This window comes from Nonomuraea thailandensis, from assembly GCF_024172165.1.
Taxonomy (GTDB): domain Bacteria; phylum Actinomycetota; class Actinomycetes; order Streptosporangiales; family Streptosporangiaceae; genus Nonomuraea; species Nonomuraea thailandensis.
Genome location: NZ_JAMZEB010000002.1, coordinates 10,217,653 through 10,244,301, shown reverse-complemented (window position 1 = coordinate 10,244,301; position 26,649 = coordinate 10,217,653). Strand labels below are relative to the sequence as shown.

The window sequence follows — 26,649 nt, the reverse complement described above, 5'->3', positions numbered from 1 at the left end:
TTGCGCATCCCCGACCAGAACCTGTGGACAGGCGAACTGCTCGACTTGCCGCTGTTCTTCGATTGGGACCCGATCGTCGAGGACATCCGCCTGTCCTACTCCGACCCGACAGACGATGACTGGGATCACGGGCTGCTATGGGTGCGGCACGGGTTGAACCGGGCGGGGAAGTTCCGGTGGAAGGCGATCAACACGCCACGCACCCGCGTCATGATGCGGGAGCACCTGTGCATGGTGTGCAGCTGCTCATGCCAGCGCCCTGACGGCCGCTACTGGTGGCTGTTCGTCAACGATCCCGACATCGCACCGGACGGCACCTCCATCACCAACCTGCCACCCACATGCGGAGCCTGCATCCCTGAGTCGCTGGCCACCTGCCCGCGTCTGGCCGAACGCTCCCGCGTCGTAAGCGTGGCAGGAACCAGCCCGTACGCGGCCACCGTGGACCTGTACGAGCCCGGACCCGGTGACTCGCTCCCCGTACCAGCGGTGAAGGTGTGCCACGAGGTCAATGTGCTGCTCGACAAGGGCAGCGAATGGCTTCGGTACGCGCTCGGCAAGCAGCCGTGGCTGATGCTCCATGATCTCCGTGACGAGGCGCTGGTATTGGCCGAACAGCAGGAGGCGCAGCCGTGACAGTAGATGGTCTGGTTGGGTGTGCTGTGGCCTGGTGCCAGTCCACCCACCGCCGGAATGACCAGCCGGGGCACGCAGCCCAACTCGGCATCTGGCATGTCGGCCAGGCCACGATTGAAGTCTTCGCCGGACACATGCCGCCGAACCCTCCGGTGGTGCGCATCGCCCGCTTCGAGGATGGTGTCCGTATCCACGTCCGCGACATTGACCCGGCACTTGCCGCCGAGCTGGCCGCAATCCTCGGTGTATTGCCAGACGACACCCGGCGGGAGTTCGTCAACGCGCTGTGGCGGGCCGCCTCGACACTCGATCCCGCCCCTTGAACGCCCCCGGCCAGGGCCCCACCGCAAGCCCATGCGCCCCCTGGCTGGGGGTCAACAACGTGGACAGAGAAGGTGTCCCTGCTGTCCCCGGCGTCCCTGAGACAGCTCTGACCAGCACAAACGTGAGTGGCCTAGGAGGGACAACCAGAGCCGGAGGTGTCTCTGCTGTCCCTGAAGAGCAAAGATCAAACGGTGCTTCGCACGTCATTCTGAGCGCGTTCCGCGCGACAAACGGCTGTAACACTGAGGAGGCGGCGCCCACCAAGTGTTACAGCCCTTCCGCCTCCAGCGGGTCTCATTTAGGGTCTCAGTTCGCCCGCGTCCGGGGACGTTCACCCACGTCGGTGCGTGAGCATGGGCCCAGCTAGAGACCCTGATGACCGGCCGTGAACGAAGGTCCACAGACTTGGAAAGCGTGTATAGGGCAACCTATCAGGGGTTCAAATCCCCTATCCTCCGCCAGCTCAGAAGGGGTGTGCCGTGATCAAGGCGCACCCCTTCTTGCTTTCCAGTCTCAGTTTCGATGGCCATCACGGTTCGCTCGGGAACTCCCAGGATCAGCAGGACGGTCGCGGCGGTGTGCCGGGCGTCCTGGAGCCGACCGTCCCTCAGCCCGGCCGAACCCAGAGGGTCTTCCAGCGATGAGGGACAGTTCAGAACGTGAGTGTCCCTGCTGTCCCTGGGCAGAGGGCAGGCCTTCCGAAGCCGTTTTGTCGGCGATTGCTGCGATCATGCCGCTCACGCAACCAAGGAGCGACCATGGCAGAGGCCCCCGACGAACTCCTCTGTTTCCCCGGCTACGAGACATTAGGAGAGATCTACTGCGTGTCCTTCGTCCGTGATCTCCCCCCAGAGGAAGTCCTCCGCCGGTTCGGCGTAGACGAGAAGAGCATGGAAGAGGTGGCATTCGACGAGCTGGACCATCGCTCGGTGGAGAGCATGAGGGCCGACGCGGCCGGTTACATCGGAGCCGCCCGAGTCGGCGACTGGACTGTCGTCATCGAACCAGGGGGATGGCAGATCGCCGTCGACGACAACATCTACGCCCCGGTTTCGCGAGGCACCGAGGTCGTGTCGGTCTGCCGCCACGACTATGCCGAGGACACCTTCGCCTATATCGTCGATGGCACGCCGGTCGTCTCGTTCGACCCGATGTACCCAGAAGAGCGATCGGGCAGTGACCCAGATCGCTTCGCAACAAAGATGCACGAGGTCGGGCTGGATCCCGACCACGACATCGATGGACCGACGATCGACCACCCGCTGGAGAGTTCGTTCGCCTTGGCGAGCAGCATCACCGGTCTCTCCTTCTCTACGGACCTGCGGAGACTGCGGTTCCTCGGCGCGGAACCCGTTGGGGGTTGAGCGGCAGCCCGATGCAGAACCGGAACGGCGCTTCGCAAAGTCTTTCCAGCGTGCTGCGCGCAAGGTCTGCTGTAACACTGGAAGGCTTCGTCAAGCTTCTGAGCCAGATTCCCGCTCGAACTCGGCCTTGCGTCGAGTGAGGTAGGCAGACCAGTCGGTGCGCGCAGCGATGACGTCGTCGATGGATAGTTTGATCACTCCGCAGAAGCCGACGGAGCAGGCGCGCGGCATGGAGGCGTCGATCAGGGAAATTCCCTCGATCCGATCACCGTCGTTGAAGGTGCAGAGTACGGGATGGAAAGAGCAGTCCTCGTAGAGGTCGCCGGGGCTGATAAGTCCGGGCCGGTCTCTGGTCACAGAGAAAGTGTGGCGGGTCGTTGCGACACCCCTTGGGCTCCCCACGCGCGACCAGCGCAGCGAGCCTCGCCGGAACTAGACTCCTCGGACGCCGGCCACCAGCCAGGGAGACGCCCCTTGCACACCCACGCGCCCGCCGACTACCACTGCCCGTTCTGCCACCTCACCCCCGACCGGGAACCCGACGTGGTCTACCGCGACGAGCGGGTCTTCGCGATGATCTGCCCTCGCTGGTGGCCGCGGAACGCGGGACACCTGCTGATCATCCCCGTCGCCCATCACGAGAACCTCTACGACCTCCCCGCCGCCGACGGTCACGCGATCTTCGACGCCACCCGGCTGCTCGCCCGCGTCATGCGCAGCGTCTACGACTGCGCGGGGGTCTCCACCCGCCAGCACAACGAGCCCGCCGGCAACCAGGATGTCTGGCACTTCCACCAGCACCTCTTCCCCCGCTACCCCGGGGATGAGCTCTACGGCACGCCCCCGCAGCCCGACTGGCTCCCCGCCGACCGCCGCCGCGCCTACGCGGAGCGGCTGCGCGCCGCGCTCCCCTCCTGACCGGCGGGGCAGCCCGTTCGCGGAGCCGGTCACAGCATGTTCCTGATCGGCTGGGGTGTCTCCGGCACGGGCTGGGCGAGGATGTCGGCCGCCTCCCGCGAGGTGAGCAGGCGGCCGTCGCGCAGGACGGCTTGCCCGGCATCAGGGCGAGCCTGGCCGGCACGCCGATGCGTCGTTGCCCGGCGAGCCGGACCGGCTCGCCGCCGGTCAGGACCTGCCAGGGGCCGAGCGGTTTGATCTCCAGCGCCATACGGAGCGCTGCCTTTCTTGATGGGAAGGATAATGCGTGTTCCGCCGACATCAGAAAGAGTCGTCTTTGTGTGGTCCTCGGCGTCACGGCCTGCCCATGCCTGTATAGATGTGCGGGCTCACAGGCGCCTTGCAAGTGACTCGATCCTCCCAAAAGCAAACCCGTCGCCGGCCTCACACCTGCGGTCACCGGCCCGAGGCAATGCCGCGCGCCGCGGAGGGATCTGGAATACCACCCCTCCGGCGAAATCTCCAACTATGTCCCGTCCTGACTCCACGGTGCCGCCGGTCTTCCGCACATCGCGACACCTATCCCCCGGTCACGTGGCGAGGTAGCCACATCGAGGGGTGCGTACACCCGGAACACATCGGCCACCTGTAAGGTTTCCGGGAATCACCCGAGAAGGAAGTGAAGACATTCAGCTCCAGCGGAATCGACTATTCTCGCTGGAGCCAGGACGACGCATGCGTCAGGCATTCATACCGGGTTCGCATGAAATCATCAATGATTGCCCGGCCGTCTCTAAGAAGTAATCGTAAGCGGCACGACAACTGTTCGCATGCGGGGCTGGGCGGCTTTCCGCCTGCCGTGTCCGCTCCTGGACAGCATGCGGGCCTGGTGAATTCCGCTGGGCGGCAGATGATGAGGGTGAGCGGCGAAGCCGCTCCCCGCCGGAGGTGAACCGTCCGGAGGGCCCCCATCGACGCTGTCAGAGGATCTCTCATGTCAGGAACCCGCCCTGCACTTCCGGACAGCACCACCCCCGAGTTCCAGAGCGAGGCACTCGCCCAGGCCAACGCCTACCGGGCCAAGCACCACGCGCCTGCGCTGGTCATGGACCCGGAGCTCAACGCCTACGCCAAGGAGCGGGCGCTCTCCCGCTCCGAGCAGGAAGGGCTCGCGGCCGGGCACACCGGCCTGCGCGGCCAGACGGGCGAGAACATCTTCTGGGGCGGCGGCTCCGCGGCCCTGCCCGGGTCGGACGCGGTCAACAAGTGGTACGACGAGATCTCGAGCTACGACTTCGACGCCGCCAAGTTCTCCTCCGACGCCGGCCACTTCACCCAGCTCGTCTGGAAGTCCAGCACCAAGGTCGGCATCGCGCGCGCGGCGGGGCAGGGCAGCAAGTACTTCGAGACGTACATCGTCTTCGTCTTCGAGGAGCGCGGCAACATGGAGGGCGCCTTCGCGGAGAACGTCCTGCGCGCCTGACCGGCGGCGCAGCGGTGTTCCGTCGGCGCTCGCCAGACTTGTGACCCGCACAACCGTGGAGCGCGGAGGCAGGTGAGGCCGGGGCCGTCCGGTGTGCACGTGGCGGGGCGGCACCGGGCCGAGCCCGAGACGGCCACGCGGAAGCCGCCGTCTTCCAGGAGCCGCGGGTGGCATGATGCCGATCGTGGCGACTTCGGGGCGGCGGCGAGCCGTCTGGGCGGGTGCGGCGCTGGCGGTCGCGGTCGCGGCCATCGCGCTGCCCGACCGTGGGTCGTTCCGGGCCGGGGTGACGGGCACGGCCGTGGAAGAGGTCCTGCGGGTCGACTCGGCGACGCGGGCGGCGCTCCTGGAGGCCGCCGACCGCCACCTGGAGACGGATCCCGGGCGGGTCGGGCAGTACCTCCTGATCACAGAGAGGCCGGAGCTGCGTCCGCGCGTGTTCTGCCGCGAGGAGTTCGTCGAGGTACGCAGGAAGGACCCGCACCTCCTGCTCGGCGTCGTGGCAGCCTGCCTGGAACTGGCCCGCTCCGGGGCCGGGCTCGTCGGCGGAAGCGGGTTCCACAGCCCGCTGCTCCTCACCGTCGAGCGGGCCGGAGAGCGGGCCGGAGAGCAGGCCGGGGAGCGCTTCGCCGTCCGGGAGGTGGAGGAGCCTCTGGACGGCGACATGAACCTGCCGTCGATCCGCCGGATGTTCTCGCCCGAGGGCGCGCCGCGGGCCGTGGACCTGGAGGCCGGCGGAAGGGAGACGCAACAGGCGCTCGACGACGAGGCCTGCCGGGTCTTCGGCCTGCCCGCCGGCACCGAGGTCACGTACCTCTCGTGACCTTCAGGAGGTCGGGGTCAGGCGCTGACCATGGCCTTGGAGCGGTCGGTCGCCATGCTGACGGCGAAGGCGCCGAGCACCGTGCCGGTGACGTAGCGCTGGACGCGCAGCCAGACGGGGCGGCGGGCCAGGAACGCGGCCAGCGCGCCCGCGGAGATCACGATCAGGCCGTTGACCAGGGTGCCGACGAAGATCTGCACCGAGCCGAGCGCGAGGCTCTGCAGCAGCACGTGCCCCATCGAGGGGTCGACGAACTGCGGGAGCAGCGACAGGTAGAGGATCGCGATCTTGGGGTTGAGCAGGCAGGTCAGCAGGCCCATCGAGAACAGCTTGCCGGGCCGCTCCGCCGGGAGCTCGCGCGGCTGGAAGGCGGACAGGCCGCCCGGCCTGAGCGCGTTCCAGGCGAGCCAGAGCAGGTACGCGGCGCCGGCCAGCTTGAGCGCGGTGTACGCGGCCGGCACGTACGCGAAGACCGCCGTGAGGCCGAGGCACGTGGCCGTCAGGTAGGTGGTGAAGCCGAGGAAGACGCCCGCGAGCGAGATCAGCCCCGAACGGCGCCCCTGCGTGAGCGAGCGGGAGACCAGATAGATCATGTTCGGGCCTGGCGTGAGCACCATACCCAGCGAAATCAGCGCAATACCCAGCAAACCCGCGGTCATAGGAGCCACAGTATCCGGCGTATCCCGAAATATCATGGTGGCTGTGCGTAACCGAACCACTACAGGGGAGAACTGCGTCGGGGGGAGCGCGCGATGCAGTTCGACGATGACAAGCCACTCGACCCGTCTCAGGTCGAGGACGTCCGTGCCTCGGGCCCACGGCCCGGCCGCGGCGGTGGCGGCGGGTTCGGCGGGATGCCGGGCGGGTGCATGCTGCCCATCGGCGGCCGGGGCGGCGGCTGCCTGCTGCTGCTCCTGGCGCTGGGAGCGATGTTCCTGTTCGGGATCGTGCCCTCGCCCTTCACGGGCGACGAGGGCGGCCCTCAGGGCGGCGGGCAGCAGCCCGGCGCGCCTCCGGCGGCCTCCCCCAGCGGCAACCTGGCCGAGCGCTGCAGGACGGGCGCCGACGCCGACCAGTCGGAGGACTGCCGCGTCGTCGGCACGGTGAACAGCATCCAGTCCTACTGGCGCCAGGCGTTCCAGGAGCTCGGGCGCAAGCAGTACACGCCCGCCAAGACCGTGCTGTTCTCGCAGGCGGTGAACACCGACTGCGGCGCGGCCGACTCCGCCGTGGGGCCGTTCTACTGCCCGGCCGATCGCAAGGTCTACCTGGACCTGACGTTCTTCGACACGCTCCAGCGCGACTTCGGGGCCGAGGGCGGGCCTTTCGCGCAGGCGTACGTCATCGCCCACGAGTACGGCCACCACGTCCAGAACCTCCTCGGCACCATGAACAGGGTCGGCCGCGGCAACCGCCCCGGCGCCGACAGCCCCTCCGTGCGCCTGGAGCTCCAGGCCGACTGCTACGCAGGCGTCTGGGCCCAGAACGCCGTCAAGACGGGCTTCTACCAGGAGCCGTTCTCCCAGAGCGACATCGACCAGGCGCTCAACGCGGCGGCGGCGGTCGGCGACGACAGCATCCAGCGGCGCACGCAGGGCCGGGTGACCCCCGACGCGTTCACGCACGGCACCTCGCAGCAGCGGGAGAAGTGGTTCACCACCGGCTACCAGAGCGGTGACCCCGAGCAGTGCGACACCTTCAGCGGAGGCATCTAGCGGCGCCCCCACCGGCGGCTTTCGGCGCCGCCGGCGAGTCCGCCGATAGGCGGGCGTCCCTCTGGGCAGTTGTCCGCCAGGCGCAACGGCGGGAAGGACGTCACCATGGATTTCCGGGACCAGGCCGACCTGGACCCCTCACAGGTGGAGGACCGGGGAGGGAGCGGCGGCGGTGGCGGCTTCTCCGGCTTCCCCGGAGGCATGGTCGTCGGCGGCGGCGGGATCGTCGGTTTGATCGTGCTCGTGCTGGTGTTCGTGCTGAACAACGTCGGCGGAGGCGGCGGCGGTGACGAGCCCGCACCGCAGCGGCCCCCGGCCAACCTGACCGAACAGTGCCAGACGGGCAGGGACGCCGACCAGTCGGAGAAGTGCCAGGTGGTGGGCGTCGTCAACAGCATCCAGAACTACTGGAAGCAGGAGATTTCCGAATATCGCCTGTCCAAGACCGTGCTGTACTCAGGTGGGTTACGTACCGGCTGCGGCTCGGCCAGCTCGACCGCCGGCCCCTTCTACTGCCCGGCCGACCAGCGCGTGTACCTCGACCTGAGCTTCTTCGACCAGCTCCACAGCCAGTTCGGCGCCAAGGGCGGCCCCTTCGCCCAGGCGTACGTGATCGCCCACGAGTACGGCCACCACGTCCAGAACCTCCTCGGCGTCCTCGACACGGGCAGCTCCGTCCCCATCGAGCTCCAGGCCGACTGCTACGCCGGCGTCTGGGCCCGCAACGCCATCGACACCGGCTTCTACGACAAGCCCTTCACCCAGGCGGAGATCTCGGAAGCGCTCGACGCCGCGGCGGCCGTGGGCGACGACAGAATCCAGCAACGCACCACGGGCAGAATCGATCCTGAATCGTTCACCCACGGCAGCTCCGCGCAACGCGTCGAGGCCTTCCAGCGCGGATACGAAAAGGGCTCCCCCGCCGACTGTGATCTCAGCGGGCTCGGCTGACACGGGCAGATAGCGCGAGGAATCGGAATCTCTCCTAAAATCAGGGGGGTGATCTTCAAGCTAGTCGGCGACGGACGCCCTTATCCCGACCACGGTCTGACGAACCGCGAGTGGGCCCAGATCCCTCCCCGGCAGGTCCGGCTCGACTCTCTGATCACCACGAAGGCCATGCTGGACCTGCACTCGCTGCTCGCCGCCGACTCCACGTTCTACGGGGACCTTTTCCCGCACGTGGTGCAGTGGCAGGGCGAGCTCTATCTGGAGGACGGCCTGCACCGCGCGCTGCGCGCGGCGCTGCACCAACGATCGATCCTGCACGCCAGGGTCCTCGAACTGCCCAACTGACAGAAACAAAAGGGAGCCACGATTCGTGGCTCCCTTTTTTCTTGCCCCGAGACCGGGTTCCGGCGGCGGCGGGCCTTTCCAACATCATTTCCGCGGAATGCGAAACGACGACCGTTACCGTTCCCGGCCGGAGGCGTTCGCTCCGTACATGACTGAAGGGGCTCCCGACCTGCTGGTCGGAAGCCCCTCCTGTGGCGGTGGTGGTGGGATTTGAACCCACGGATGAGTTGCCCCATCACACGCTTTCGAGGCGTGCGCCCTCGGCCACTAGGCGACACCACCGCGGATGAGCTTACCGGATTCTGCGAGTGCCGAAGAACCGAGTTAGTACGGCGCCGCACTCCTCGGCCATCACGCCCATGACGACCTCGGGCCGATGGTTGAGCCGGCGGTCGCGTACGACGTCCCAGAGCGACCCCACGGCGCCGCCCTTCTCGTCCGTGGCGCCGTACACGATCCGGTCCACCCTGGACAGCACGGCGGCGCCCGCGCACATCGTGCAGGGCTCCAGCGTCACCACGAGCGTGCAGCCGCCCAGCCGCCACTGCCCGCGCAGCGCGGCGGCGCGGCGCAGGGCGAGAACCTCGGCGTGTGCGGTCGGGTCGGCGGTGGACTCGCGGTCGTTGCCCGCGGCGGACAGCACCTCGCCGAGCGGATCGAGCACGACCGCCCCCACGGGGATCTCCCCCCGGCCGGCGGCAGCGCCGGCCTCCGCCAGGGCCAGGCGCATGGCCTCCTGGTAGGTCACGACGGGCGGCGCGTCACCGCAGCCGGTCGAGCTCGTCGGCGAACGACAGCCGCTCCGCGATCACCGACAGGATGTCGGCGGGCAGCAGGCCCTCCTCCATGCTCAGCTCCAGCAGCTCCTCGGAGCTCACACCCAGATCGCTGAGCAGCTCGAAATCGCCCGCGGGCCGCACGCCGAGCCCGTTGCCCTCCTTGTCGGGCGCCACGCCGGCGAACTCGGCGAACAGCTCGCCCAGGCTGTCGGCCGGGACGGCGTGCACGTCGGAGAGGAACACCCGCGGCTCCTCCTCGCCCCGGTACCGGGCGATGGCGAACCATTCGTCCTCGACCTCGACACAGAGCAGCGCCAGCTCGTCGCCGGCCAGGCCCAGCGCCTCCGTCACGGCGTCACCGAGGTCGTCGACGATCTCGGCGTCCCCGAGATCGACCTCGGCCCCGCTCCAGCCGTCGGAGGTTCTGACAAAGGCCGCAGAAAAGGTGTTGGACGCCATGTCCGCGCTCCAGGGGGGTCAGCCGAAGACCGATTCGATGGCACGCTCGAACGGCTCGGAGAACCCGAGCCGCGCGGCGATGCTGGACAGCACATCTTCGGGCAGCAGATCGATGTCGCCGGAGAGGATGCCCAGCTCCATCTCGTCCAACCCGAGATCGGCGAAGATCGACAGATCCCCGGCGGGGAGCACGGTCTCCTCGTCCTGGAGGATCTCGTCGAGCTCCTCCTCGTCCGGCACGGGGACGTCGAGGTATTCGAGCACCTGGCGCGCCAGCGGGAAGTCCCACGAGGCGGCGATGTCGGACAGGAACACGTCCACGTGATCGCCGAGGACCCGCAGCCCCACGAAGAACTCGTCGCCGACGGCGACCAGGCCGATCGTGCCGCTCTCGCTGGGCTGCTGCTTCAGGGCATGGATCAGCCCCTTCAGATCCGACGTCAACGTGACCGGCAGAAGCTCGGCCTGCCAGCATTCGTCTTCTCGATAGACCACGATGGCGAAGTCAAGAGCGTCCTCGTCTGTCATCGCCATCCCCACCCGACCTCTGACACGACAGATATCACCAGGACCCAATCGTTCCAGACCCGGCCACCACGCGTGTGCCTCTCCGGCCAAATTGTGATCAAAACCAAAGATGTGAGCCGCCGGCGACCGTGTGTAACGTTCCAAGCGCGCAGGTGAGGGGTCCTCAGCACGGCGTGTCAGGAGATAGCGTGGTGACCCATGGAGACCCTCGTCGTCGATCATCCGCTCGTGGCACACAAGCTCACCACGCTGCGCGATGTCCGCACCGACTCGCCGACCTTCCGCAGGCTCGCGGACGAGCTGGTGACGCTGCTCGCGTACGAGGCCACCCGCGACGTGCGGGTCACCGAGGTCACCGTCGAGACGCCGGTCTCGCCCGCCACGGGCGTGCGCCTGGCCAAGCCGTACCCGCTGGTCGTGCCCATCCTGCGCGCGGGGCTCGGCATGCTCGACGGCATGACGAGGCTGCTGCCCACGGCCGAGGTCGGCTTCCTGGGCATGATCCGCAACGAGTCCACGCTCCAGGCGGAGACGTACGCCACGCGGCTGCCCGACGACCTGTCCGGGCGGCAGTGCTACGTGGTCGACCCGATGCTGGCCACCGGCGGCACGCTGGCGGCGGCCGTGCAGTTCCTGTTCGACCGGGGCGCCGTCGACGTCACGGCACTGTGCCTGCTGGCCGCGCCCGAGGGGCTGGCGTACATGGACAAGGTGTTCGCCAACTCCGGCAAGCCGATCCGCGTGGTCACGGCGGCGCTCGACGAGCGGCTCAACGAGCACGGCTACATCGTGCCGGGCCTCGGCGACGCGGGTGACCGCCTCTACGGCGTGGTCTGACCGCCGAACCGTCCCTGAGAAGGCTTTTCCGTCACGTGGGGTCATCACTTCGTTACATACTGTGGTTGAGTGGGTACGAAGAGTCAGGAAGGCAACTTCCGCGCGCGTGGGGGAGCACGATGACCGATCACACCGAGACGGACCCGACTCCGTACGCGGACGTGGAGACGGTGCTGTGCGACGAGTTCGCCGGCATCCACTCCTCGACCACCGTAACGCGCTGCGTGGAGGCGGCGCACTACGGCGCGCTGGAGGTCACCGGCTATGCCCACCCCAGCCTGGTCGAGCGCATCGCGCGCAAGCACCTTCACGTGCTGGCTCTGGTGGCCAGCGAGCGTGGCTAAGCAAGATCCAAACTAACCTGCCAAGTCATCTTTACCCGGGCACTCAGGTGGGTAATGTAGTTGGCGGGTGGAGTGGGTAAGTGGCACGGAGGCGACGGTGCAGGTCAAAAAGGTCCTCACATACGGTGGTATCGCATTTGTTGCGTACTACCTGTTCGCGCGACCAGCTGACGCCGCGGACGCGGTGAGAGGAGCGTTCGACACGGTGTTCAACGCGGCCGACTCGCTGGCTCAATTTGTGAACAGCCTCTCATGAGACTTGTGACCCACGGGGACTCAGCTCCATCGTCGGTCAACCGCTACCTCCTCCCCCACGAACAACAGGTCATCATGGTGCGGCGGCATCCTGCCATCCTGCTGCGCCCGGTCGCCGAGGTGCTCGGCGGCCTCATCATCGCCGCGCTGCTCAGCAGATTCTTCGGCGGCGGCGATGCTGGCGGCACGGCACTCGTCGTCGTGTGGTGGCTGTGGCTCCTGCTGCTGATCCGTTTCGTCTGGAAAGTCGCGGAGTGGTCGGTCGATTACTTTGTGGTGACGTCCAAGCGAATGCTGCTGACCACCGGCCTGATCACGCGCAAGGTCGCGATGATGCCGCTGGGCAAGGTCACCGACATGAGCTTCCAAAGATCTCTGCTTGGGCGCATGCTCGGTTACGGTGAGTTCATCCTCGAGTCGGCCGGCCAGGACCAGGCTCTGTCAACGGTCGAGTACATTCCGTATCCGGAAACACTGTACCTCGAGGTCTGTCAGATGCTTTTTCCCAGCAAGGACGACAGCGACGATTAATCTCGGCGTGGCAAATTCTTCACGCGGGGATACCAGATTCGGCTACTTCATGCAATCATTGCGTGTTGTTGACCCTTCCCCGCCCTGAGAGATGAGATGCCGAGTCAGGGAACCATCGGTGACCGCGTCCGAGGATTGCGGCTGAACAGGCGGATGTCTCAGGCCCAGCTGGCCGGACCCGACCTGTCTGACAGTTATGTCTCGCTCATTGAGTCGGGTAAGCGCACGCCGACTCCTGTGGTGGCCCGGCTCCTCGCCGAGCGCCTGGGGTGCACGACCGAGTTCCTCCTTCACGGGATCGAGCCTCGGCAGCGCATCGACACCGAGCTCGGCCTGCGCCACGCCGAGCTGGAGCTGCAGCACGGAGACCCGTCCATCGCCGCCGACCGCTTCACGGAGATCGTGAAGGCCGCCGACGAGGAGAACGCCATGCTGACCGCGCAGGCGCGGTTCGGCAGGGCGCGTGCGCTGGAGGCCCAGGGCAGGCTGGGTCAGGCGGTGGAGGCGTTCGAGCGCCTCAGGAGGGAGGCGGCGGCTCATCCCGAGCGGCTGGCCGACCTGCCGCTCACGATCGCACTGAGCCGCTGCTACCAGCGGGCGGGCGACCGCCTGCGGGCCCGCGACCTGGCCGCCGCCGCGCTGGCCCAGGCCGAGCGGCTGTCCATCACGCGGGGCGAGCTCGCCACCGACCTGGCCGCCGCCCTGATCGAGGCGCGCAGCGAGAGCGAGAGCGACTCCCCCGAGCTGACCTACGTCAGGCGTGTGCTGGACCTGTCCGGCGTACCTAAAGTTGTGGACCGTTCCGGAGAGATCCAGGCCCTGTGGCACGCCAGTGCCGCCGCGGCGGCGGGCGAGGACTCCGCGCTGGCCGTGCGCCTGGCCGACGACGCGATCGGGGCGGGCCGCCAGTCCCGGCTCGCGCTGCAGCTCGCCAGGACCGCCATGCACTGGTCCAGGATCGCCACGGCGCCGATCGAGGAGGCGGAGCGGTTCGTCGCGAGCGCGGTCAGGGCGTTCGCGGTGTCCCCCGGCACCTCGCGGGAGCACGGTGAGAGCCTCATCGTGCACGCGCGGGTCAAGCTGCGGGCCGGCGACCCGGCCGCGGCGAGCGAGCTGGCCGCCACGGCGCTGGGGCTCTCGCACGACCGCTCGGGCACGACGCCCGCCGAGGCCCACCTCGTGCTGGCGTCCATCGCGCTCGACGCTGACGGCGACGCCTCCGCGCACCTGCGGCACGCGCACGAGCTGCTGGCCACGCTCGACCGTCCGGTGTTCGGCTCCGACCGGCAGGCTGCCCGCTGCTGGCGCGAGCTGGGCGACCTGTACGGCAGGGCGGCGGCCACAGCACAGCAGACCGCGGCATATCGTAAGGCCCTCGAAGCCGCCGGAGTCCGCTCCGCCATGGCAGGGGTGACGGTCGACGCCGCAGTGTCCCGCTGAACCTCCGGGAGCTCCAGATTTGGCGTTTTGAGTCTGGAATAATTAGGGTCTACCAGTCATTGACTCATAGGATGACTGGTTTCCCCGGAGGAGGCGGACTGTGAGTCTGCGTACGGCGCAGCGGGCTTCGCTCGTCGACCAGGTGATCGATCAGCTCAAGGAGCAGATCACATCAGGGTCGTGGCCGATGAACGGCAAGATCCCGACCGAGACCGTGCTCGCCGAGCAGCTCGGAGTGGGTCGCAACACCGTTCGTGAGGCCGTACGCGCGCTCACGCACGCCGGGCTGCTCGAGTGCCGTCAGGGGGACGGCACTTACGTCCGCGCGACCAGCGAGCTGTCCGGCGCCATGCTGCGGCGGCTGCGCCAGGCCGAGCAGCTCGAGATCCTCGAGGTACGCCGCGCGCTGGAGGTCGAGTCGGCCCGCCTGGCCGCCACCAGGCGCACCGACGAGGACATCAGGCGCATCGAGGCCGCGCTGGCCGAGCGCGAGCGGGCCTGGGAGCTGGACGACCCCGACTTCTTCGTGGAGGCCGACCTGGCCTTCCACATGGCCGTCGCGCACGCCACCCACAACCTCGTGCTCATCGACCTGTACGAGGACTTCTCGGCGGCGCTGAGGGCCAGCATCACCGCCGCGGGGACGTCGCTCAACAAGAGCTACATCCCCCACGACGCGATCGCGCGGGCCATCGCCGCCGGCGACGCGGCGGCGGCCGAGCGGGCCGGGCACGCCTGCATGGAGCACATCCTCATCGCGCTCACCGAGTCGTAGGCCGCAGCTCCCGCGCGTGGTCGCGGGCGAAGGTGACGAACGGCGTGGCCGGGCGCCCCATGACGCTCTCGAAGTCAGGGGTCGTGTAGTCGCCCCAGCCCTGCGCGTACGCGGTCAGGTACTCCCCCGTGACCTTGGCGTCCCAGTCGGGCATCCCCGCCTCCAGCATCGAGCGCACGCCCACCTCCACGGGCACCGGCTGGTAGGTGATCGGGGTGCCGTACACCTGCGACAGCTCCTGCGCGATCGTGCCCAGCGAGATGCTGGCCGGGCCCGTGAGAGTGTAGGTGGCGCCCTTGTGCCGCGCGGGCGCGCGCAGGACCTCGGCCGCGAAGTCACCGATGTCGCGCACGTCGACCATGCCGATCCGGCCCTCGCCCAGCGCGCCGTACAGGGTGTCGCCGTTGACCGAGCCGAAAAGGTTCTGCATGAAGAAGGCCGGGCGCACGATGGTCCAGTCGAGGCCGGAGGCCGCGAGCTCCACGTCCGACAGGGCGTGCAGGCGGCCGTTGCGGGTCGGCGCGTCGTGCGCGGCGCCGATGGCCGACATGCGCACCACGTGGCTCGCGCCCGCCTGCCGCGCCGCCCAGACGGCGTTCATGCTGCGGTGCGGCGCGTACGGCCCCATGGCGGTCAGCAGCCACACCGTCTTCACGCCCCGGAACGCCTCGTCGAGCGTGGCGGGCTCGTCCAGGTCGCCGACCGCGACCTCGACCCCCGCGGGCGCCTTGGCCGGGTCGCGGACCAGCACCCGCACGTCCGCGGTGCCTTCGAGGGCGCGCAGCACGGCGCGCGAAACGGTGCCTCCGGCACCGGTGATCAGGATGGTCATGACAGGGTCCCCTCCTCTGTGGAGACAAGCTCGTCGATCAGGTCGAAGAAGGCCCGGATGCCGGGCAGGTTGGCGCCCTTCGCCCGCGATGCGGCGAAGTCGGCGCCCGATCGCCACTCCACGATGTCCAGCCACTCGTCAGGTGACACGCGAACCAGCCTGGCGTCCAGGAATCCGGCCCTGTCCGCCTGGAAATCAGCGATCATCCCCGGTCGTGCCGCGAGCAGGTCGCCGGCACGCTCGGGAGACACCCGGAACCGGGTGAGTTCCACCGTCGTCGTCATGCCTCGACGGTATAGTAATAATTAGTGACGGTCAACATTAGTGACTAATTGAGGAGTGTGTGGTGCGCAGGAGCCAGCGCAAGCAGGAGGAGCCGGATCTCGGCGTGCTGTCCAGCCGGACGCTTTTCAGCCTGCAGCGGGAGCTGTTCACGAAGCTCGGCGAACAGGGGCATGCGCAGGTGCGGCCCCGGCACGGGGCGGTGCTGGCCTACCTGGACGTGGAGGGCAGCAGGGCCACGGACCTGGCCGCGCAGTCGGGCCAGCACAAGCAGGTGATCGGCACGCTGGTGGACGAGCTGGTGGCGCTCGGGTACGTGGAGCGGCAGCCCGATCCGGCGGACCGGCGGGCCAAGCTGATCGTCCCGACCGAGAAGGGGCTCGACCACATGGCCAAGTCGGACGCCGTCCTCGCCGAGATGGAGGCGGAGCATGCCAGGGCGGTCGGCGAGGAGGCGTACGCGGAGTTCAAGCGGGTGTTCAGGCTGGTCGCCGAGCGCCAGACGGGGTCATGAGGGCTCAGGTCTGGCGCAGCGACATGACCAGGTAGCGGAAGGCCGGCGCGGCGTCGCCCGGCACGTCCTGGATGAGGGCGGGCCGGGTGGGCGACTCCATGTTGATGCGGGCCAGCTCGCTCTCGATGCCCGTCAGCCCGTCGAGCAGGAACTGCGACTGGAAGGCGATCTGGATGTCCTCGCCGCGCAGCTCGCACGGGACCACCTCGGCGCCGCGCCCGATGTCGCCCCCGCCCGCCTGGATCAGCACCTGCCCCTGGCTGAACGACAGCCGGATGGCGGTGTTGCGCTCGGCCACCAGGGCCACCCGCTTGATCGCCCCGACGAACGGCGCCACAGCGACGTCGGCCCTGATCGACCAGTCGGAGGTCAGCCGCGCACGGTAGTCGATGAACTGCTCGTCGAGCAACCGCACGGTCGTGCTGCGCCCGACGCTCTCGAACCCGGCCACCCCGTCGCCCATCGCGACCGAGACCTCGCCGCCGCGCAGCGACTTGGCCACCTCGACCAGCACCCGCGCCGGCACCATGGCCGAGACGGCGACGCCGGGGCGCGCGGGACGCCAGTCGAAGTCGCGGGCGGCGATGCGGTAGCGGTCGGTCGCCGCCATCGCCACCGACTCGCCCTCGATGTCGACCCTGATGCCGGTGAGCATCGGCAGCGTGTCGTCGCGGCTCGCGGCCGACGCCACCTGGCCGACGGCGGAGGCGAACACGCCGCCGCCGATGGCGCCGATGCTCTCGGGCATGGCCGGCAGGGTCGGGAAGTCTTCCACCGGCATCGTGATCAGGCCGAACTCGGCGCTCCCGCAGGTCAGCACCGCCTCCGCGCCCTCGGTGACGAGCTCCACGTCGTCGGCGGGCAGGCTGCGGCTGATCTCGGCCAGCAGGCGGCCGGGGATCAGCACCCGCCCCTCCTCGGCCACGTCGGCGTCGATCGCGGCCCGCGCGGAGACGTCGTAGTCGAACGCCGACAGGGTGAGCTCCTCACCCGCCTCCAGCAGCAGCCCGGAAAGGACAGGCACCACGGGACGGCTGGGCAGGATGCGCGCAGCCCATGCCACCGCTTCTGCTAGAACATCGCGGTTAACCCGGATTTTCACCTGAAACCACCTCTTCGTCGCGCCATGCCTCTATGAAAATAGCCGCTGCGACCGACAACTCTGAGCGGTTCCCGGCGGGAGGTCAGCGGCTGTTGAGGTAGGCGAGCACGGCCAGCACGCGCCGGTTGTCGTCGTCGGACGGCGCCAGGCCGAGCTTGGCGAAGATGGAGGCCGTGTGCTTGGCCACGGCGCTCTCGCTGAGATAGAGCCGCTGCGAGATGGCTGCGTTGGAGCGTCCCTCGGCCATGGCCTCGAGCACCTCGCGCTCGCGCGGCGTGAGCGCGGCCAGCGGTTCGTCCCTGGCGTTCCTGGCCAGCAGCTTGGCGATCACCTCAGGGTCCATGGCGGTGCCGCCCGCGGCCACCCTGCGTACGGCGTCCACGAACTGCTCGGCGTTGAAGACCCGGTCCTTGAGCAGGTAACCGATCCCGCCCGAGCCGTCGGCCAGCAGCTCGCGCGCGTAGAGCTGCTCGACGTGCTGGGACAGCACGAGCACGGGCAGCCCGGGGATCTGCGTCCTGGCCGCGAGCGAGGCCTGCAGACCCTCGTCGGTGTGCGTGGGCGGCAGCCGCACGTCCACGATCGAGACGTCGGGGCGCAGCTCCAGCAGGCCCTTCAGCAGCTCCGGGCCGCTCTCCACGGCCGCCACGACCGTGAAGCCGTGGGCCTGGAGCAGGTGGACCAGGCCGTCCCTGAGCAGGTAGAGGTCTTCGGCGATCAGTACGCGGTTCATCAACACCAGGGTTTCGTCGGGGTGGCCTCCGCCATGAACTTCTCGCGGTCGTGCGAGGCGGGGATGCGGATGGCCATGACATGCATGAGGACACCGAGCAGAATCATGCCGATGATCGTCGGCCATTGCCAGGGCTCGGGCAGGTGCAGGGCGAGGAACCAGGTCTTCTCCTCGATGCCGAAGACCTTGAAGACGCCGGCCACGAGGCCCTGCGGGAACGTCGGGCACCAGGCGGTGCACCAGAGGATCGTGATCGTGACGGTCTTCCAGCGCGGCATCTTGGACGACGTGCCCGTCCAGTACGTGGGCAGCACCTTGGGCAGCTCCATGCTGACGGTCGTGGGGCCACCCGGCGGGCTGTGCACGGCGAGCACGCCGTCGAAGGCCGCCAGCCGCCGCTCGATGCCGGCCAGGCCGCTGCCCTTGGCCGGGTCGGCGCCGCCCATGCCGTCGTCGGTCACCGTGATGCGCAGGTCGGCGGCGTTGGTGCTGATGTCCACGAGCACGGTACGGGCGTCGCCGTGCCGCGCGGCGTTCGACAGCAGCTCGCTGACCGCGAAGTACACCGCCGCCTCCACCGGCGCCTCCGGCCGGTGCGGCAGGTTCACCTCCACGCTGACGTCCAGCGCGCTGTCCATGGCCAGCGCGCGTACGGCGTCGGCCAGGCCGCGCTCGGCGAGCACCGGCGGGTGGATGCCCCGGATGACCCTGCGCAGCTCCGTGAGCGTCTCCGAGGAGGCGTCCCTGGCCTTGGCCAGCAGCGCCTTGGCCGCCTTCGGGTCGGTCTCGACGAGCTGCTCCACGGCCCCCAGCGTCATGCCGATCGCCACGAGCCTGGCCTGCGTGCCGTCGTGCAGGTCGCGCTCGATCCTGCGCATCTCGGCCGCCTGCGAGTCCGCTGCCAGGTTGCGGGTGCGCTGGAGGTGGCTCACCTGGCCGGCCAGGCGGCTGGCGGCGGTCGGGTCCAGCAGCTTCTTGCTCCACAGGCCGTAGACGCGCAGGCCGCGTCCGGGGAGCAGGAGGAGCAGCGGCGTCAGCAGCACCTTCACCAGCGGGTCGAGCAGCAGCCAGACCTCGTCGCGCCACGTGGCGGGATCGCTCACCAGCCACTTCCACCGGTCGTTCCAGGCCGGCACCCGGGGGGTCTTGTAGAGCGTTCGCTCCGAGCGGTACATGCCGTCGGCCTGCGGGACGGGGGGCGGGGGCGGCGGCAGGTACGGGGAGTCGATCGTGATGCCCGCCCAGTCGCGTACCAGCTTGCGGTTGAGCTCTGCCAGCTCCCTGACCATCATCGCCTGCGGCGGGAACAGGAAGACCATGCCCAGGGCGAAGGACAGGAGCAGCATGACGCTCGTCAGCCCGGCCATGGCGGCCTGCACGATGACGAGCGCGAGCAGCGCCAGGACACGGCCGTAGCTTCGCAGCATGCCCCCCAGTCTGCGCCAACCTGCCACGTCATGACACTGCACCTAGATACACCCTTGCCGGGCATCCAGCCGGATTACCCGCCCGATGAGGCGCTTCTAGCGTCGTCACCATGAAAATCATCGAGGTCAGGAACCTGCGCAAGCAGTACCCGAATCACCTCGCGGTCGAGGACGTCTCGTTCGAGGTGGCCGAGAGCGAGATCTTCGGCATCCTCGGCCCGAACGGCGCCGGCAAGACCACCACGGTCGAGTGCGTGGCCGGGCTGCGGCAGCGGGACGGCGGACTGGTGCGCGTGGCCGGCCTGGATCCCCGCGACGACCGCGACGAGCTGCGCCGCGTGCTCGGCATGCAGCTCCAGAGCGCCGCCCTGCCGGAGAAGATCAAGGTCTGGGAGGCCATGGACCTGTACGCCTCCTTCTACCCGGACCCCGCCGACTGGGGCGAGCTGCTGGAACGCGTGGGCCTGTCCGCCAAGCGGGACACCATGTTCAAGAACCTGTCCGGCGGGCAGCGGCAGCGGCTGTCCGTGGCGCTGGCCCTGGTGGGCCGGCCGCGCGTGGCGGTGCTCGACGAGCTGACCACCGGCCTCGACCCCCAGGCCCGCAGGGACACGTGGGAGCTGATCGAGCAGGTGCGCGAGACCGGCGTGACGATCGTGCTGGTCACCCACTTCATGGAGGAGGCCGAGCGGCTCTGCGACCGGCTCGCGCTCATCGACGCCGGCAAGGTGGTCGCCACCGACACGCCTGCCGGGTTCATCGCCCAGGCAGGCGGGGAGCAGCGCGTGCGCTTCCGGCCGTCCGCGCGCTTCGACGACGCCGTGCTCCTGGCCCTGCCCGAGGTGCGGGCCGTCACCAGGAACGGCGACTCGGTCGTGGTGACCGGCTCGGGGAACCTGGCCCCCGCCGTCACCCTCGCCCTGGCACACCACCAGGTCGTCCCCGGAGACCTGCGCATCGAGCAGGCCACCCTCGACGACGCGTTCCTCGCGCTGACCGGAAGGAAGCTGTCATGAAGCTGCTCGTCATGGAGGCCAAGCTGCACCTGCGGGACTGGCCGACCCTGCTGTTCACGATCGGGCTGCCTGTCGGGCTGCTGATCGTGCTGGGAGTCAGCATCCCCAGCTTCACCGAGGTGCAGGACGGCGGTCAGCGCATCGTGGACACGCACGCGCCGAGCACCATGGCGCTGCTCTCGTTGCTGACCCTGTCGTGCAGCGTGCTGCCGGCGGTGCTGGCGACGTACCGGCAACAGGGCGTGCTCAGGCGCATGTCCACCACTCCCGTGCATCCCGCGCGGCTGCTGGGTGTGCAACTCCTGATCAACCTGGCGGTCGGGACCGTGTCCACGGTCATCCTGATCCTGGCCGGCTGGCTGGTGTTCGGCTCCGCGCCGCCGAAGGCGTGGGCCTGGTTCATCCTGGTCTTCCTGCTCGGCACGGCCGCCCTGCTGGCGATCGGGCTGGTGATCGCCGCGCTAGCGCCGAGCGCCAAGTCGGCGCCCGGCATCGGGTCGGTGGTGATGTTCCCGCTGATGTTCCTGGGCGGCATGTGGGTGCCTCGCGAGATCATGCCGGCCCCGCTGCTGGCGATCAGCGACTTCTCCGTGGCCGGGCCGTTCACCCAGGCGCTCAAGGACACCTGGGCGGGACAGCCGCCGCAGCTCATGCACCTGGCCGTGGTGGCCGCGGGGCTGGTCGTCTTCGGCGGACTGGCGGTGCGGACGTTCCGTTGGGAGTGAAGCTCCCCGCCGCGGGGGCGCGGAGGGAGGGGTCAGCGCCCGGCCCACACCGGGCGCGCACCCGTCACGTTGGTCATCAGCGAGTACAGCGAGGACGAGGCCGTGATGAACAGGCGGTTGCGCTTGAGCCCGCCGAACACCAGGTTGGCCGTGAACTCGGGCAGCCTGAGCCGGCCGATGAGCGTCCCGTCGGGGTCGTAGCAGAGCACCGCCTTGCCGGCCGCGATCCACACCCGGCCGGTGTCGTCGAGCCGCAGGCCGTCGTAGTTGTCCTGCTCCCCGCCCTCGGCGAAGACCTTGCCGCCGCCGAGCGTGCCGTCGTCGCCCACCTCGAAGACCCGCAACTGCCTGGCCCGCGTGTCGGCGACGTAGAGCCGCCGCTCGTCCAGGGAGAAGGCCAGGCCGTTGGGCCGGACGAAGTCGTCGGCCACGATCCGCACCTCGCCCGTCACCGGGTCGGCGCGGTAGACGTGGCAGCCGTCGATCTCCTGCTCGGCGGCCACGCCCTCGTAGTTGCTGAGGATCCCGTACGGCGGATCGGTGAACCAGACAGAGCCGTCGGAGCGCACGACCACGTCGTTGGGGCTGTTGAGGCGCCTGCCCTGCCACCGGTCGGCGATCACCGTGATCGAGCCGTCGTGCTCGGTGCGCGTCACCCGGCGGTTGCCCTGCTCGCACGAGACGAGCCGGCCCTCGCGGTCGAGGGTGTTGCCGTTGGTGTAGCCCGACGGCTGCCGGAACGGGCCCACCGCGCCGCTCATCTCGTCCCACCGCAACATCCGCTCGTTGGGGATGTCGCTCCAGACCAGGAAGCGGCCGGCCGGGAAGTACACCGGGCCCTCCGCCCATCGGGTGCCGGTGTGCAGGATCTCGACCTTGTCGTCTCCGCCGATCGCGCCGAACCGCTCGTCCAGCACCTCGAACTCCGTGGGGATCGTGTCCGTCATGACGACCACCATACGCGGTTCGGCAATACTCCGGTATGACCAGATAACATTCGGTTGTGGATGACATCGACAGGATGCTGGTCGGGTTGCTCCAGGAGGACGCCACGCGGTCGTACGCGGCTCTCGGCCAGGCCGTGGGGCTGTCCAGCGGGGCGGCTCACGAGCGGGTGCGCAAACTGCGCGAGCGCGGCGTGATCAGGCGGACCACGATCGAGGTGGACCAGGAGGCGCTCGGGCGGGCGGTGACGGCGTACGTGCTGGTGGACGGCGGCTCGTGGATGGGCGACGCCGGCGAGGCGCTGGCCGCGATCCCGGAGGTCGAGGAGGCACACGTCATCGCGGGCCCCGCCTCGGTGCTGCTGAAGGTGCGCACGGCCGGCACCCGCGAGCTCCAGGACGTGCTGCGCCGGGTCTTCCAGGTGGACGGAGTCACCGGGACGCGGACGATCGTCGCGCTGGATACGCTCTTCGAGCGGACCCTCAAGTAATCTCCAGGTATGACGAAGGTCGCCTGGAACACCAAGGAGCTGACCGTCGGCCAGCTCGCCGAGCGCAGCGGCGTCGCGGTCTCCGCCCTGCACTTCTACGAGGCCAAGGGCCTCATCAGCAGCCGGCGCACCGCCGGCAACCAGCGCCGCTACAGCCGCGACAGCCTGCGCAGGGTCGCCTTCATCCGGCTCGCCCAGCGCATCGGCATCCCGCTGAAGGTCATCAAGGACGCGCTGGCCGAGCTGCCCGACGAGCGCACCCCCACGCGCGACGACTGGGCCAAGCTTTCGGCCGCCTGGCGCGGCGAGCTGGACGACCGCATCGAGCAGCTCCAGCGGCTGCGCGACGACCTCACCGACTGCATCGGCTGCGGCTGCCTGTCACTGGACAGGTGCCCGGTCGCCAACCCCTACGACCGGCTGGGCGACGAGGGGCCGGGCGCGCGGCGCATCGACACCCGGCTCTGCCCGCCGCAGCAGCCCTGCTGCGCCCCTACGCCCTGCTAGACGATCAGACCTTTCCAGGCGGGACGATCAGCCCTTCGCGGGCGGGACGATCAGGCCTTGGCGGGCGGGACGATCAAGGTCGGCCGGTGGGCGTGGTGCAGCACGTGGTTGGAGACACTGCCCAGCAGCACCGAACGCACGCCGGCCAGACCGCGCGAGCCCGTGACGATCACCGAGACGTCGAGCTCGTCGGCCACGTCCACGATCGTCCGCCAGATCGACTCGTTGTCGGCCACCGCCCGATAGGTCACATCGCTCAGCCCCGCCGCGACCGCCAGCTCGGCGCCCTCCTTGGCGTGCTGCTCGGCCTGCGCCTTGGCCTCGTCCTCCGTGCCCGGGTCGATCGCGCCCGCCGCCAGCGGGTACTTCTTGAGCTGCACGAGCAGCGGCTCCCACACCGTGACGATCACCGTGGGCTGGGCCGTGAGGTGCTTGGCCGCGAACTCGATCGCGGCGCGCGCGTCAGCCGAGCCGTCGTAGGCGACGAGGATGGTCATGGCGTTCTTCCCTTCGCTTCAGTCACTCGATAGAGCACCGGAGCGATCACCGCCATTCCGCCGGCGACTGTCTGGTCGGTCACACGCGGCTCAGTGCTGGGCCATGTCCACGAACCGGCTGTAGTGCCCCTGGAAGGCCACCGTCACGGTCGCCGTGGGGCCGTTACGATGCTTGGCCACGATCAGGTCGGCCTCGCCCGCTCTGGGGGATTCGGGCTCGTACGCATCCTCTCGATGCAAGAGGATGACCATGTCCGCGTCCTGCTCGATCGACCCGGACTCACGAAGGTCGCTGACCGCGGGACGCTTGTCCGTACGCTGCTCAGGACCACGGTTGAGCTGCGAGATCGCGATGACCGGCACCTCGAGCTCCTTGGCCAGCAGCTTGATGGCACGGGAGATCTCAGAGACCTCGTTCTGGCGGCTCTCGGTCTTCTTCGGCGAGCTCATCAGCTGGAGATAGTCGATGACCACGAACCTCAGGTCGTTGCGCTGTTTGAGCCGCCTGCACTTGGCCCTGATCTCCATCATCGACATGTTCGGCGAGTCGTCGATGAACAGCGGCGCCTCGGCCACCTCGCTCATCCGGCGGGCCAGGCGGGTCCAGTCGTCGTCGCCCATCATGCCGGAGCGCATGTGGTGCAGCGCCACGCGGGCCTCGGCGGACAGCAGCCGCATGGTGATCTCGTTGCGGGACATCTCCAGCGAGAAGATGACCGTGGTCATACCATTCTTGATCGCCGCAGAACGGGCAAAATCCAGCCCCAGCGTTGATTTGCCGATGGCGGGTCGGGCGGCGACGACGATCATCTGGCCGGGGTGCAGGCCGTTGGTGAGCTGGTCGAGGTCGGCGAAGCCGGTCGGGACGCCGACCATCTGGCCGCCGCGGCTGCCGATGGCCTCCAGCTCGTCGAGGGCGCCCGGCATGATGTCGGCCAGCGGGGCGTAGTCCTCCGAGGTGCGGCGCTCCGTGACCTGGTAGATCTCGGCCTGGGCGCGGTCGACGAGCTCGTCGACCTCCTCGTTCTGGCCGCCGTAGCCGAAGGAGACGATGCGGGTGCCGGCCTCGATGAGGCGGCGCAGGATGGCCTGCTCGCGGACGATCTTGGCGTAGTAGCCGGCGTTGGCCGCGGTGGGGACGACGGCCGTCAGCGTGTGGAGGTAGGCCGCGCCGCCCACCCGGGCCATCTCACCGCGCTTCTGCAGCTCGTCGAAGACGGTGACCGCGTCGGCGGGCTCGCCCCGGCCGTAGAGGTCGGTGATGACGTCGTAGACCATCTGGTGGGCCGGGCGGTAGAAGTCGTCGGAGCGCAGGATCTCCACGACGTCGGCGATGGCGTCCTTGGACAGCAGCATGCCGCCGAGGACCGACTGCTCCGCCTCGATGTTGTTGGGAGGTGTGCGTTCGAAACCCGGGCCTGCGCCCACCTCTTCGTCAATGCTCACCGCGCCCCCTCAACAACTTGCAGGCGGTCGCACCACCCCCACTTGTAGTCGACCGGTCTGACAGTTTCCCGGAGTAACGCGCCGTCGGCAACGTGACCTGTGGACAACCCTGTGGCCGACCTGTGGATGACCTGTGGATGAACGCCCTCAGGGTGTGAACGGCCTGTGGACGGAGCCTGGGGATAACTCTTGCGGATATCCACCGAAGCCGTCTCGACCAGGGCGAACAGTGTCCACTGGCTGTGGAGGAAAGAAAGTTGGCCCGACACGCCGCGTAAGGCCCATAATGGACGAATGCCCATTACACCCAGAGACCGGGAGATTCTACGGCTGGCCGTGCCCGCCTTCGGGGCGCTGGTGGCCGAGCCGCTCTTCCTGCTCGCCGACTACGCCATCGTGGGCCACGGCCTCGGCACCACGGCGGTGGGCGCTCTGGGTGTGGCGGGGACGGTCCTGACCACGCTGGTGAACCTGTGCGTCTTCCTCGCCTACGGGACGACGGCGTCCGTGGCGCGCCGGACAGGGGCGGGCGACCACGTGCGGGCCATGCGCAGCGGCGTGGACGGCATCTGGCTGGCGCTGGCCCTCGGGGCCGCCGTGATCGTGGTGTGCTGGCCGCTGGCGCCGATGATCGTGGAGCTGTTCGGCACGGCGGGCTCGCAGGCGGCGCAGGCCGTGACGTACCTGCGGATCAGCCTGCTGGGCGCGCCCGGCATGCTGGTCGTGCTGGCGGGGACGGGCGTGCTGCGCGGGCTGCAGGACACGGTGACGCCGCTGGTGGTGGCCGTGGGCTCGTTCGCGCTGAACGCCGCGCTGAACGCCTGGTTCGTGCTGGGCCTGGGGTGGGGCATCGCCGGGTCGGCGTGGGGGACGGTGCTGGCCCAGACGCTCGGCGCGGCCGTCTACCTCGTGGTGGTGGCACGGGGGGCCGCGCGGCTGGGGACATCGCTGACGCCTTCGGTGGCGGGCGTCAAGGAGGCCGGCACGGTGGGGTTCGCCCTGTTCGTACGTACGCTCTGCCTGCGCATCGTGATCCTGGCCGCCACCGTCATCGCCACCCGGATGGGCGAGGCGGAACTGGCCGCGTACGCGCTGGCCACGCAGGTGTGGACGCTGCTCGCCCTGGCCCTGGACGCGATCGCCATCGCCGGGCAGGCCATCACCGGGCGCTCGCTCGGCGCCGGCGACGTCGGCACCACCCGGGCCGCCACGCGGCGGATGGTGCAGTGGGGCGTCTGGTCGGGGATCGTGCTCGGGTTGCTCGTGCTGGCGGCCAGGCCGCTGCTGCCGGGGCTCTTCGACGCCGACCCGCGGGTCGCCGGGCTGCTGCTCGACCTGCTGTGGCCGGTGGCGCTGCTGCAGCCGCTGTGCGGGGTGGTGTTCGTGCTGGACGGCGTGCTGATCGGGGCGGGCGACCAGCGGTATCTCGCCTGGGCCGGGGTGTGGACGACGCTCGCCTACCTGCCGGCCGCCCTGCTCGCCGCCGGGCTGGGCGTGGTGGCGCTCTGGTGCGCGCTGGGCGTGTGGATGGCGGCCCGCCTCGTCACGCTGGTCCGCCGCGCCAACGGAACCGCCTGGCTGGTGACCGGCACGTGATGGATTCGTGCTTGTTGTTGTCCACGTAGTGAGACATGGTGGGCGAGTTCC

General features: G+C 69.1%; 33 protein-coding genes and 1 tRNA gene. 20 read left to right on the top strand and 14 right to left on the bottom strand.

The genetic code is table 11. The features are described from left to right. The 3 genes from HD597_RS51510 (at nucleotide 1) to HD597_RS51500 (ending at nucleotide 2,324) form a co-directional block, all read left to right on the top strand. Complete coding sequence (locus HD597_RS51510; protein ID WP_253754863.1) at nucleotides 1-636, top strand: hypothetical protein; 636 nt, start codon at nucleotides 1-3, stop codon at nucleotides 634-636. After that, a complete protein-coding gene (locus tag HD597_RS51505; protein WP_185111381.1) occupies nucleotides 633-959 on the top strand; it encodes a hypothetical protein in 327 nt (108 codons plus the stop codon). Before HD597_RS51510 ends, HD597_RS51505 begins: the two co-directional genes overlap by 4 nt. 759 nt (nucleotides 960-1,718) lie before the next feature. Next, a complete protein-coding gene (locus tag HD597_RS51500) occupies nucleotides 1,719-2,324 on the top strand; it encodes a DUF6461 domain-containing protein (RefSeq protein ID WP_253754861.1) in 606 nt (201 codons plus the stop codon). A 90-nt stretch (nucleotides 2,325-2,414) separates the two neighbouring features. Here HD597_RS51500 and HD597_RS51495 read toward each other — a convergent pair whose 3' ends face one another. Continuing rightward, a complete protein-coding gene (locus tag HD597_RS51495) occupies nucleotides 2,415-2,681 on the bottom strand; it encodes a hypothetical protein (protein ID WP_253754859.1) in 267 nt (88 codons plus the stop codon). Between the two features lie 117 nt (nucleotides 2,682-2,798). Between HD597_RS51495 and HD597_RS51490 the strand changes: the two genes are divergently transcribed. From HD597_RS51490 to HD597_RS51480, 3 genes are all read left to right on the top strand, one after another. Beyond that, nucleotides 2,799-3,242, top strand: a complete 444-nt coding sequence (locus HD597_RS51490; RefSeq protein ID WP_253754857.1) for an HIT family protein — start codon at nucleotides 2,799-2,801, stop codon at nucleotides 3,240-3,242. A gap of 973 nt (nucleotides 3,243-4,215) precedes the next feature. Continuing rightward, nucleotides 4,216-4,704, top strand: coding sequence for a CAP family protein (locus tag HD597_RS51485; RefSeq protein WP_253754855.1), 489 nt, complete (start codon nucleotides 4,216-4,218; stop codon nucleotides 4,702-4,704). Nucleotides 4,705-4,876: 172 nt separating this feature from the next. Beyond that, on the top strand, nucleotides 4,877-5,527 hold the full coding sequence (locus HD597_RS51480; RefSeq protein WP_253754853.1) for a hypothetical protein: 651 nt from the start codon (nucleotides 4,877-4,879) through the stop codon (nucleotides 5,525-5,527). A gap of 17 nt (nucleotides 5,528-5,544) precedes the next feature. Here the strand turns inward: HD597_RS51480 and HD597_RS51475 are convergent, their stop codons facing one another. Then, entirely contained in the window at nucleotides 5,545-6,144 is a 600-nt protein-coding gene (locus HD597_RS51475) for a LysE family translocator (protein ID WP_253754851.1), read from the bottom strand. A 135-nt stretch (nucleotides 6,145-6,279) separates the two neighbouring features. On the opposite strand from HD597_RS51475, the gene ypfJ (HD597_RS51470) reads away from it, so the two are divergent. From ypfJ (HD597_RS51470) to HD597_RS51460, 3 genes are all read left to right on the top strand, one after another. Beyond that, on the top strand, nucleotides 6,280-7,242 hold the full coding sequence (gene ypfJ, locus HD597_RS51470; protein ID WP_253754850.1) for a KPN_02809 family neutral zinc metallopeptidase: 963 nt from the start codon (nucleotides 6,280-6,282) through the stop codon (nucleotides 7,240-7,242). A 105-nt stretch (nucleotides 7,243-7,347) separates the two neighbouring features. Beyond that, complete coding sequence (gene ypfJ, locus HD597_RS51465; RefSeq protein WP_253754848.1) at nucleotides 7,348-8,193, top strand: KPN_02809 family neutral zinc metallopeptidase; 846 nt, start codon at nucleotides 7,348-7,350, stop codon at nucleotides 8,191-8,193. Nucleotides 8,194-8,241: 48 nt separating this feature from the next. Continuing rightward, complete coding sequence (locus HD597_RS51460) at nucleotides 8,242-8,538, top strand: type II toxin-antitoxin system VapB family antitoxin (RefSeq protein WP_043615040.1); 297 nt, start codon at nucleotides 8,242-8,244, stop codon at nucleotides 8,536-8,538. A 192-nt stretch (nucleotides 8,539-8,730) separates the two neighbouring features. On the opposite strand, the gene HD597_RS51455 is transcribed toward HD597_RS51460, so the two are convergent. The 4 genes from HD597_RS51455 to HD597_RS51440 all read right to left on the bottom strand — a co-directional run bounded on the left by HD597_RS51455 (nucleotide 8,731) and on the right by HD597_RS51440 (nucleotide 10,310). Beyond that, nucleotides 8,731-8,820: transfer RNA gene (locus HD597_RS51455), tRNA-Ser, on the bottom strand. Nucleotides 8,821-8,830: 10 nt separating this feature from the next. After that, nucleotides 8,831-9,268 (bottom strand): nucleoside deaminase, encoded by a 438-nt coding sequence (locus HD597_RS51450; protein WP_253759829.1) that lies wholly within the window; start codon nucleotides 9,266-9,268, stop codon nucleotides 8,831-8,833. A 31-nt stretch (nucleotides 9,269-9,299) separates the two neighbouring features. Next, the gene (locus HD597_RS51445; protein WP_253754846.1) at nucleotides 9,300-9,776 is read right to left on the bottom strand and encodes a tRNA adenosine deaminase-associated protein; all 477 of its coding nucleotides are present in this window, start codon (nucleotides 9,774-9,776) and stop codon (nucleotides 9,300-9,302) included. 18 nt (nucleotides 9,777-9,794) lie between these two features. After that, nucleotides 9,795-10,310, bottom strand: a complete 516-nt coding sequence (locus HD597_RS51440) for a tRNA adenosine deaminase-associated protein (protein ID WP_372513589.1) — start codon at nucleotides 10,308-10,310, stop codon at nucleotides 9,795-9,797. Nucleotides 10,311-10,502: 192 nt separating this feature from the next. On the opposite strand from HD597_RS51440, the gene upp reads away from it, so the two are divergent. From upp to HD597_RS51415, 5 genes are all read left to right on the top strand, one after another. After that, complete coding sequence (gene upp, locus HD597_RS51435; RefSeq protein ID WP_253754842.1) at nucleotides 10,503-11,141, top strand: uracil phosphoribosyltransferase; 639 nt, start codon at nucleotides 10,503-10,505, stop codon at nucleotides 11,139-11,141. A 119-nt stretch (nucleotides 11,142-11,260) separates the two neighbouring features. Continuing rightward, nucleotides 11,261-11,485 carry a hypothetical protein gene (locus HD597_RS51430; protein ID WP_253754840.1) on the top strand — a complete coding sequence of 75 codons (225 nt, stop codon included), beginning with the start codon at nucleotides 11,261-11,263 and terminating at the stop codon, nucleotides 11,483-11,485. A gap of 252 nt (nucleotides 11,486-11,737) precedes the next feature. Continuing rightward, nucleotides 11,738-12,271 (top strand): PH domain-containing protein, encoded by a 534-nt coding sequence (locus HD597_RS51425; protein ID WP_253754838.1) that lies wholly within the window; start codon nucleotides 11,738-11,740, stop codon nucleotides 12,269-12,271. Nucleotides 12,272-12,367: 96 nt separating this feature from the next. After that, nucleotides 12,368-13,711 (top strand): helix-turn-helix domain-containing protein, encoded by a 1,344-nt coding sequence (locus HD597_RS51420; RefSeq protein ID WP_253754836.1) that lies wholly within the window; start codon nucleotides 12,368-12,370, stop codon nucleotides 13,709-13,711. A gap of 100 nt (nucleotides 13,712-13,811) precedes the next feature. After that, nucleotides 13,812-14,486 (top strand): FadR/GntR family transcriptional regulator, encoded by a 675-nt coding sequence (locus tag HD597_RS51415; RefSeq protein WP_237102320.1) that lies wholly within the window; start codon nucleotides 13,812-13,814, stop codon nucleotides 14,484-14,486. Here HD597_RS51415 and HD597_RS51410 read toward each other — a convergent pair. After that, nucleotides 14,473-15,318: an SDR family oxidoreductase gene (locus HD597_RS51410; RefSeq protein ID WP_253754834.1), complete on the bottom strand. Its 846-nt coding sequence runs from the start codon at nucleotides 15,316-15,318 to the stop codon at nucleotides 14,473-14,475. The genes HD597_RS51415 and HD597_RS51410 overlap by 14 nt on opposite strands. Continuing rightward, entirely contained in the window at nucleotides 15,315-15,602 is a 288-nt protein-coding gene (locus HD597_RS51405) for an antibiotic biosynthesis monooxygenase (protein WP_253754832.1), read from the bottom strand. Before HD597_RS51405 ends, HD597_RS51410 begins: the two co-directional genes overlap by 4 nt. 62 nt (nucleotides 15,603-15,664) lie before the next feature. Between HD597_RS51405 and HD597_RS51400 the strand changes: the two genes are divergently transcribed. Beyond that, the gene (locus HD597_RS51400) at nucleotides 15,665-16,114 is read left to right on the top strand and encodes a MarR family winged helix-turn-helix transcriptional regulator (RefSeq protein ID WP_253754830.1); all 450 of its coding nucleotides are present in this window, start codon (nucleotides 15,665-15,667) and stop codon (nucleotides 16,112-16,114) included. A 4-nt stretch (nucleotides 16,115-16,118) separates the two neighbouring features. Here the strand turns inward: HD597_RS51400 and dnaN are convergent, their stop codons facing one another. The 3 genes from dnaN to HD597_RS51385 all read right to left on the bottom strand — a co-directional run bounded on the left by dnaN (nucleotide 16,119) and on the right by HD597_RS51385 (nucleotide 19,376). Then, entirely contained in the window at nucleotides 16,119-17,216 is a 1,098-nt protein-coding gene (gene dnaN / locus HD597_RS51395; protein ID WP_253754828.1) for a DNA polymerase III subunit beta, read from the bottom strand. A gap of 82 nt (nucleotides 17,217-17,298) precedes the next feature. After that, entirely contained in the window at nucleotides 17,299-17,949 is a 651-nt protein-coding gene (locus HD597_RS51390) for a response regulator transcription factor (protein ID WP_253754826.1), read from the bottom strand. Further along, nucleotides 17,949-19,376, bottom strand: a complete 1,428-nt coding sequence (locus tag HD597_RS51385; protein ID WP_253754824.1) for a sensor histidine kinase — start codon at nucleotides 19,374-19,376, stop codon at nucleotides 17,949-17,951. Before HD597_RS51385 ends, HD597_RS51390 begins: the two co-directional genes overlap by 1 nt. 110 nt (nucleotides 19,377-19,486) lie before the next feature. Between HD597_RS51385 and HD597_RS51380 the strand changes: the two genes are divergently transcribed. Together HD597_RS51380 and HD597_RS51375 are read left to right on the top strand one after the other, a co-directional pair. Beyond that, nucleotides 19,487-20,392, top strand: a complete 906-nt coding sequence (locus HD597_RS51380; protein ID WP_253754822.1) for an ABC transporter ATP-binding protein — start codon at nucleotides 19,487-19,489, stop codon at nucleotides 20,390-20,392. Next, on the top strand, nucleotides 20,389-21,117 hold the full coding sequence (locus HD597_RS51375) for an ABC transporter permease (protein ID WP_253754820.1): 729 nt from the start codon (nucleotides 20,389-20,391) through the stop codon (nucleotides 21,115-21,117). Before HD597_RS51380 ends, HD597_RS51375 begins: the two co-directional genes overlap by 4 nt. 32 nt (nucleotides 21,118-21,149) lie before the next feature. Here HD597_RS51375 and HD597_RS51370 read toward each other — a convergent pair whose 3' ends face one another. Then, nucleotides 21,150-22,064, bottom strand: a complete 915-nt coding sequence (locus HD597_RS51370) for an SMP-30/gluconolactonase/LRE family protein (protein ID WP_253754818.1) — start codon at nucleotides 22,062-22,064, stop codon at nucleotides 21,150-21,152. 56 nt (nucleotides 22,065-22,120) lie between these two features. On the opposite strand from HD597_RS51370, the gene HD597_RS51365 reads away from it, so the two are divergent. Then, nucleotides 22,121-22,552 carry an Lrp/AsnC family transcriptional regulator gene (locus tag HD597_RS51365; protein ID WP_253754816.1) on the top strand — a complete coding sequence of 144 codons (432 nt, stop codon included), beginning with the start codon at nucleotides 22,121-22,123 and terminating at the stop codon, nucleotides 22,550-22,552. 9 nt (nucleotides 22,553-22,561) lie between these two features. After that, a complete protein-coding gene (soxR, locus tag HD597_RS51360) occupies nucleotides 22,562-23,059 on the top strand; it encodes a redox-sensitive transcriptional activator SoxR (protein ID WP_253754814.1) in 498 nt (165 codons plus the stop codon). A gap of 50 nt (nucleotides 23,060-23,109) precedes the next feature. Here the strand turns inward: soxR and HD597_RS51355 are convergent, their stop codons facing one another. Both HD597_RS51355 and dnaB read right to left on the bottom strand, forming a co-directional pair. Further along, entirely contained in the window at nucleotides 23,110-23,556 is a 447-nt protein-coding gene (locus HD597_RS51355) for a universal stress protein (protein WP_253754812.1), read from the bottom strand. A 90-nt stretch (nucleotides 23,557-23,646) separates the two neighbouring features. Continuing rightward, nucleotides 23,647-25,002, bottom strand: a complete 1,356-nt coding sequence (gene dnaB, locus HD597_RS51350) for a replicative DNA helicase (protein ID WP_253754810.1) — start codon at nucleotides 25,000-25,002, stop codon at nucleotides 23,647-23,649. A gap of 294 nt (nucleotides 25,003-25,296) precedes the next feature. Here dnaB and HD597_RS51345 point away from each other — a divergent pair, with 294 nt between their 5' ends. Further along, a complete protein-coding gene (locus HD597_RS51345; protein WP_253754809.1) occupies nucleotides 25,297-26,598 on the top strand; it encodes an MATE family efflux transporter in 1,302 nt (433 codons plus the stop codon). Nucleotides 26,599-26,649 lie beyond the last annotated feature (51 nt).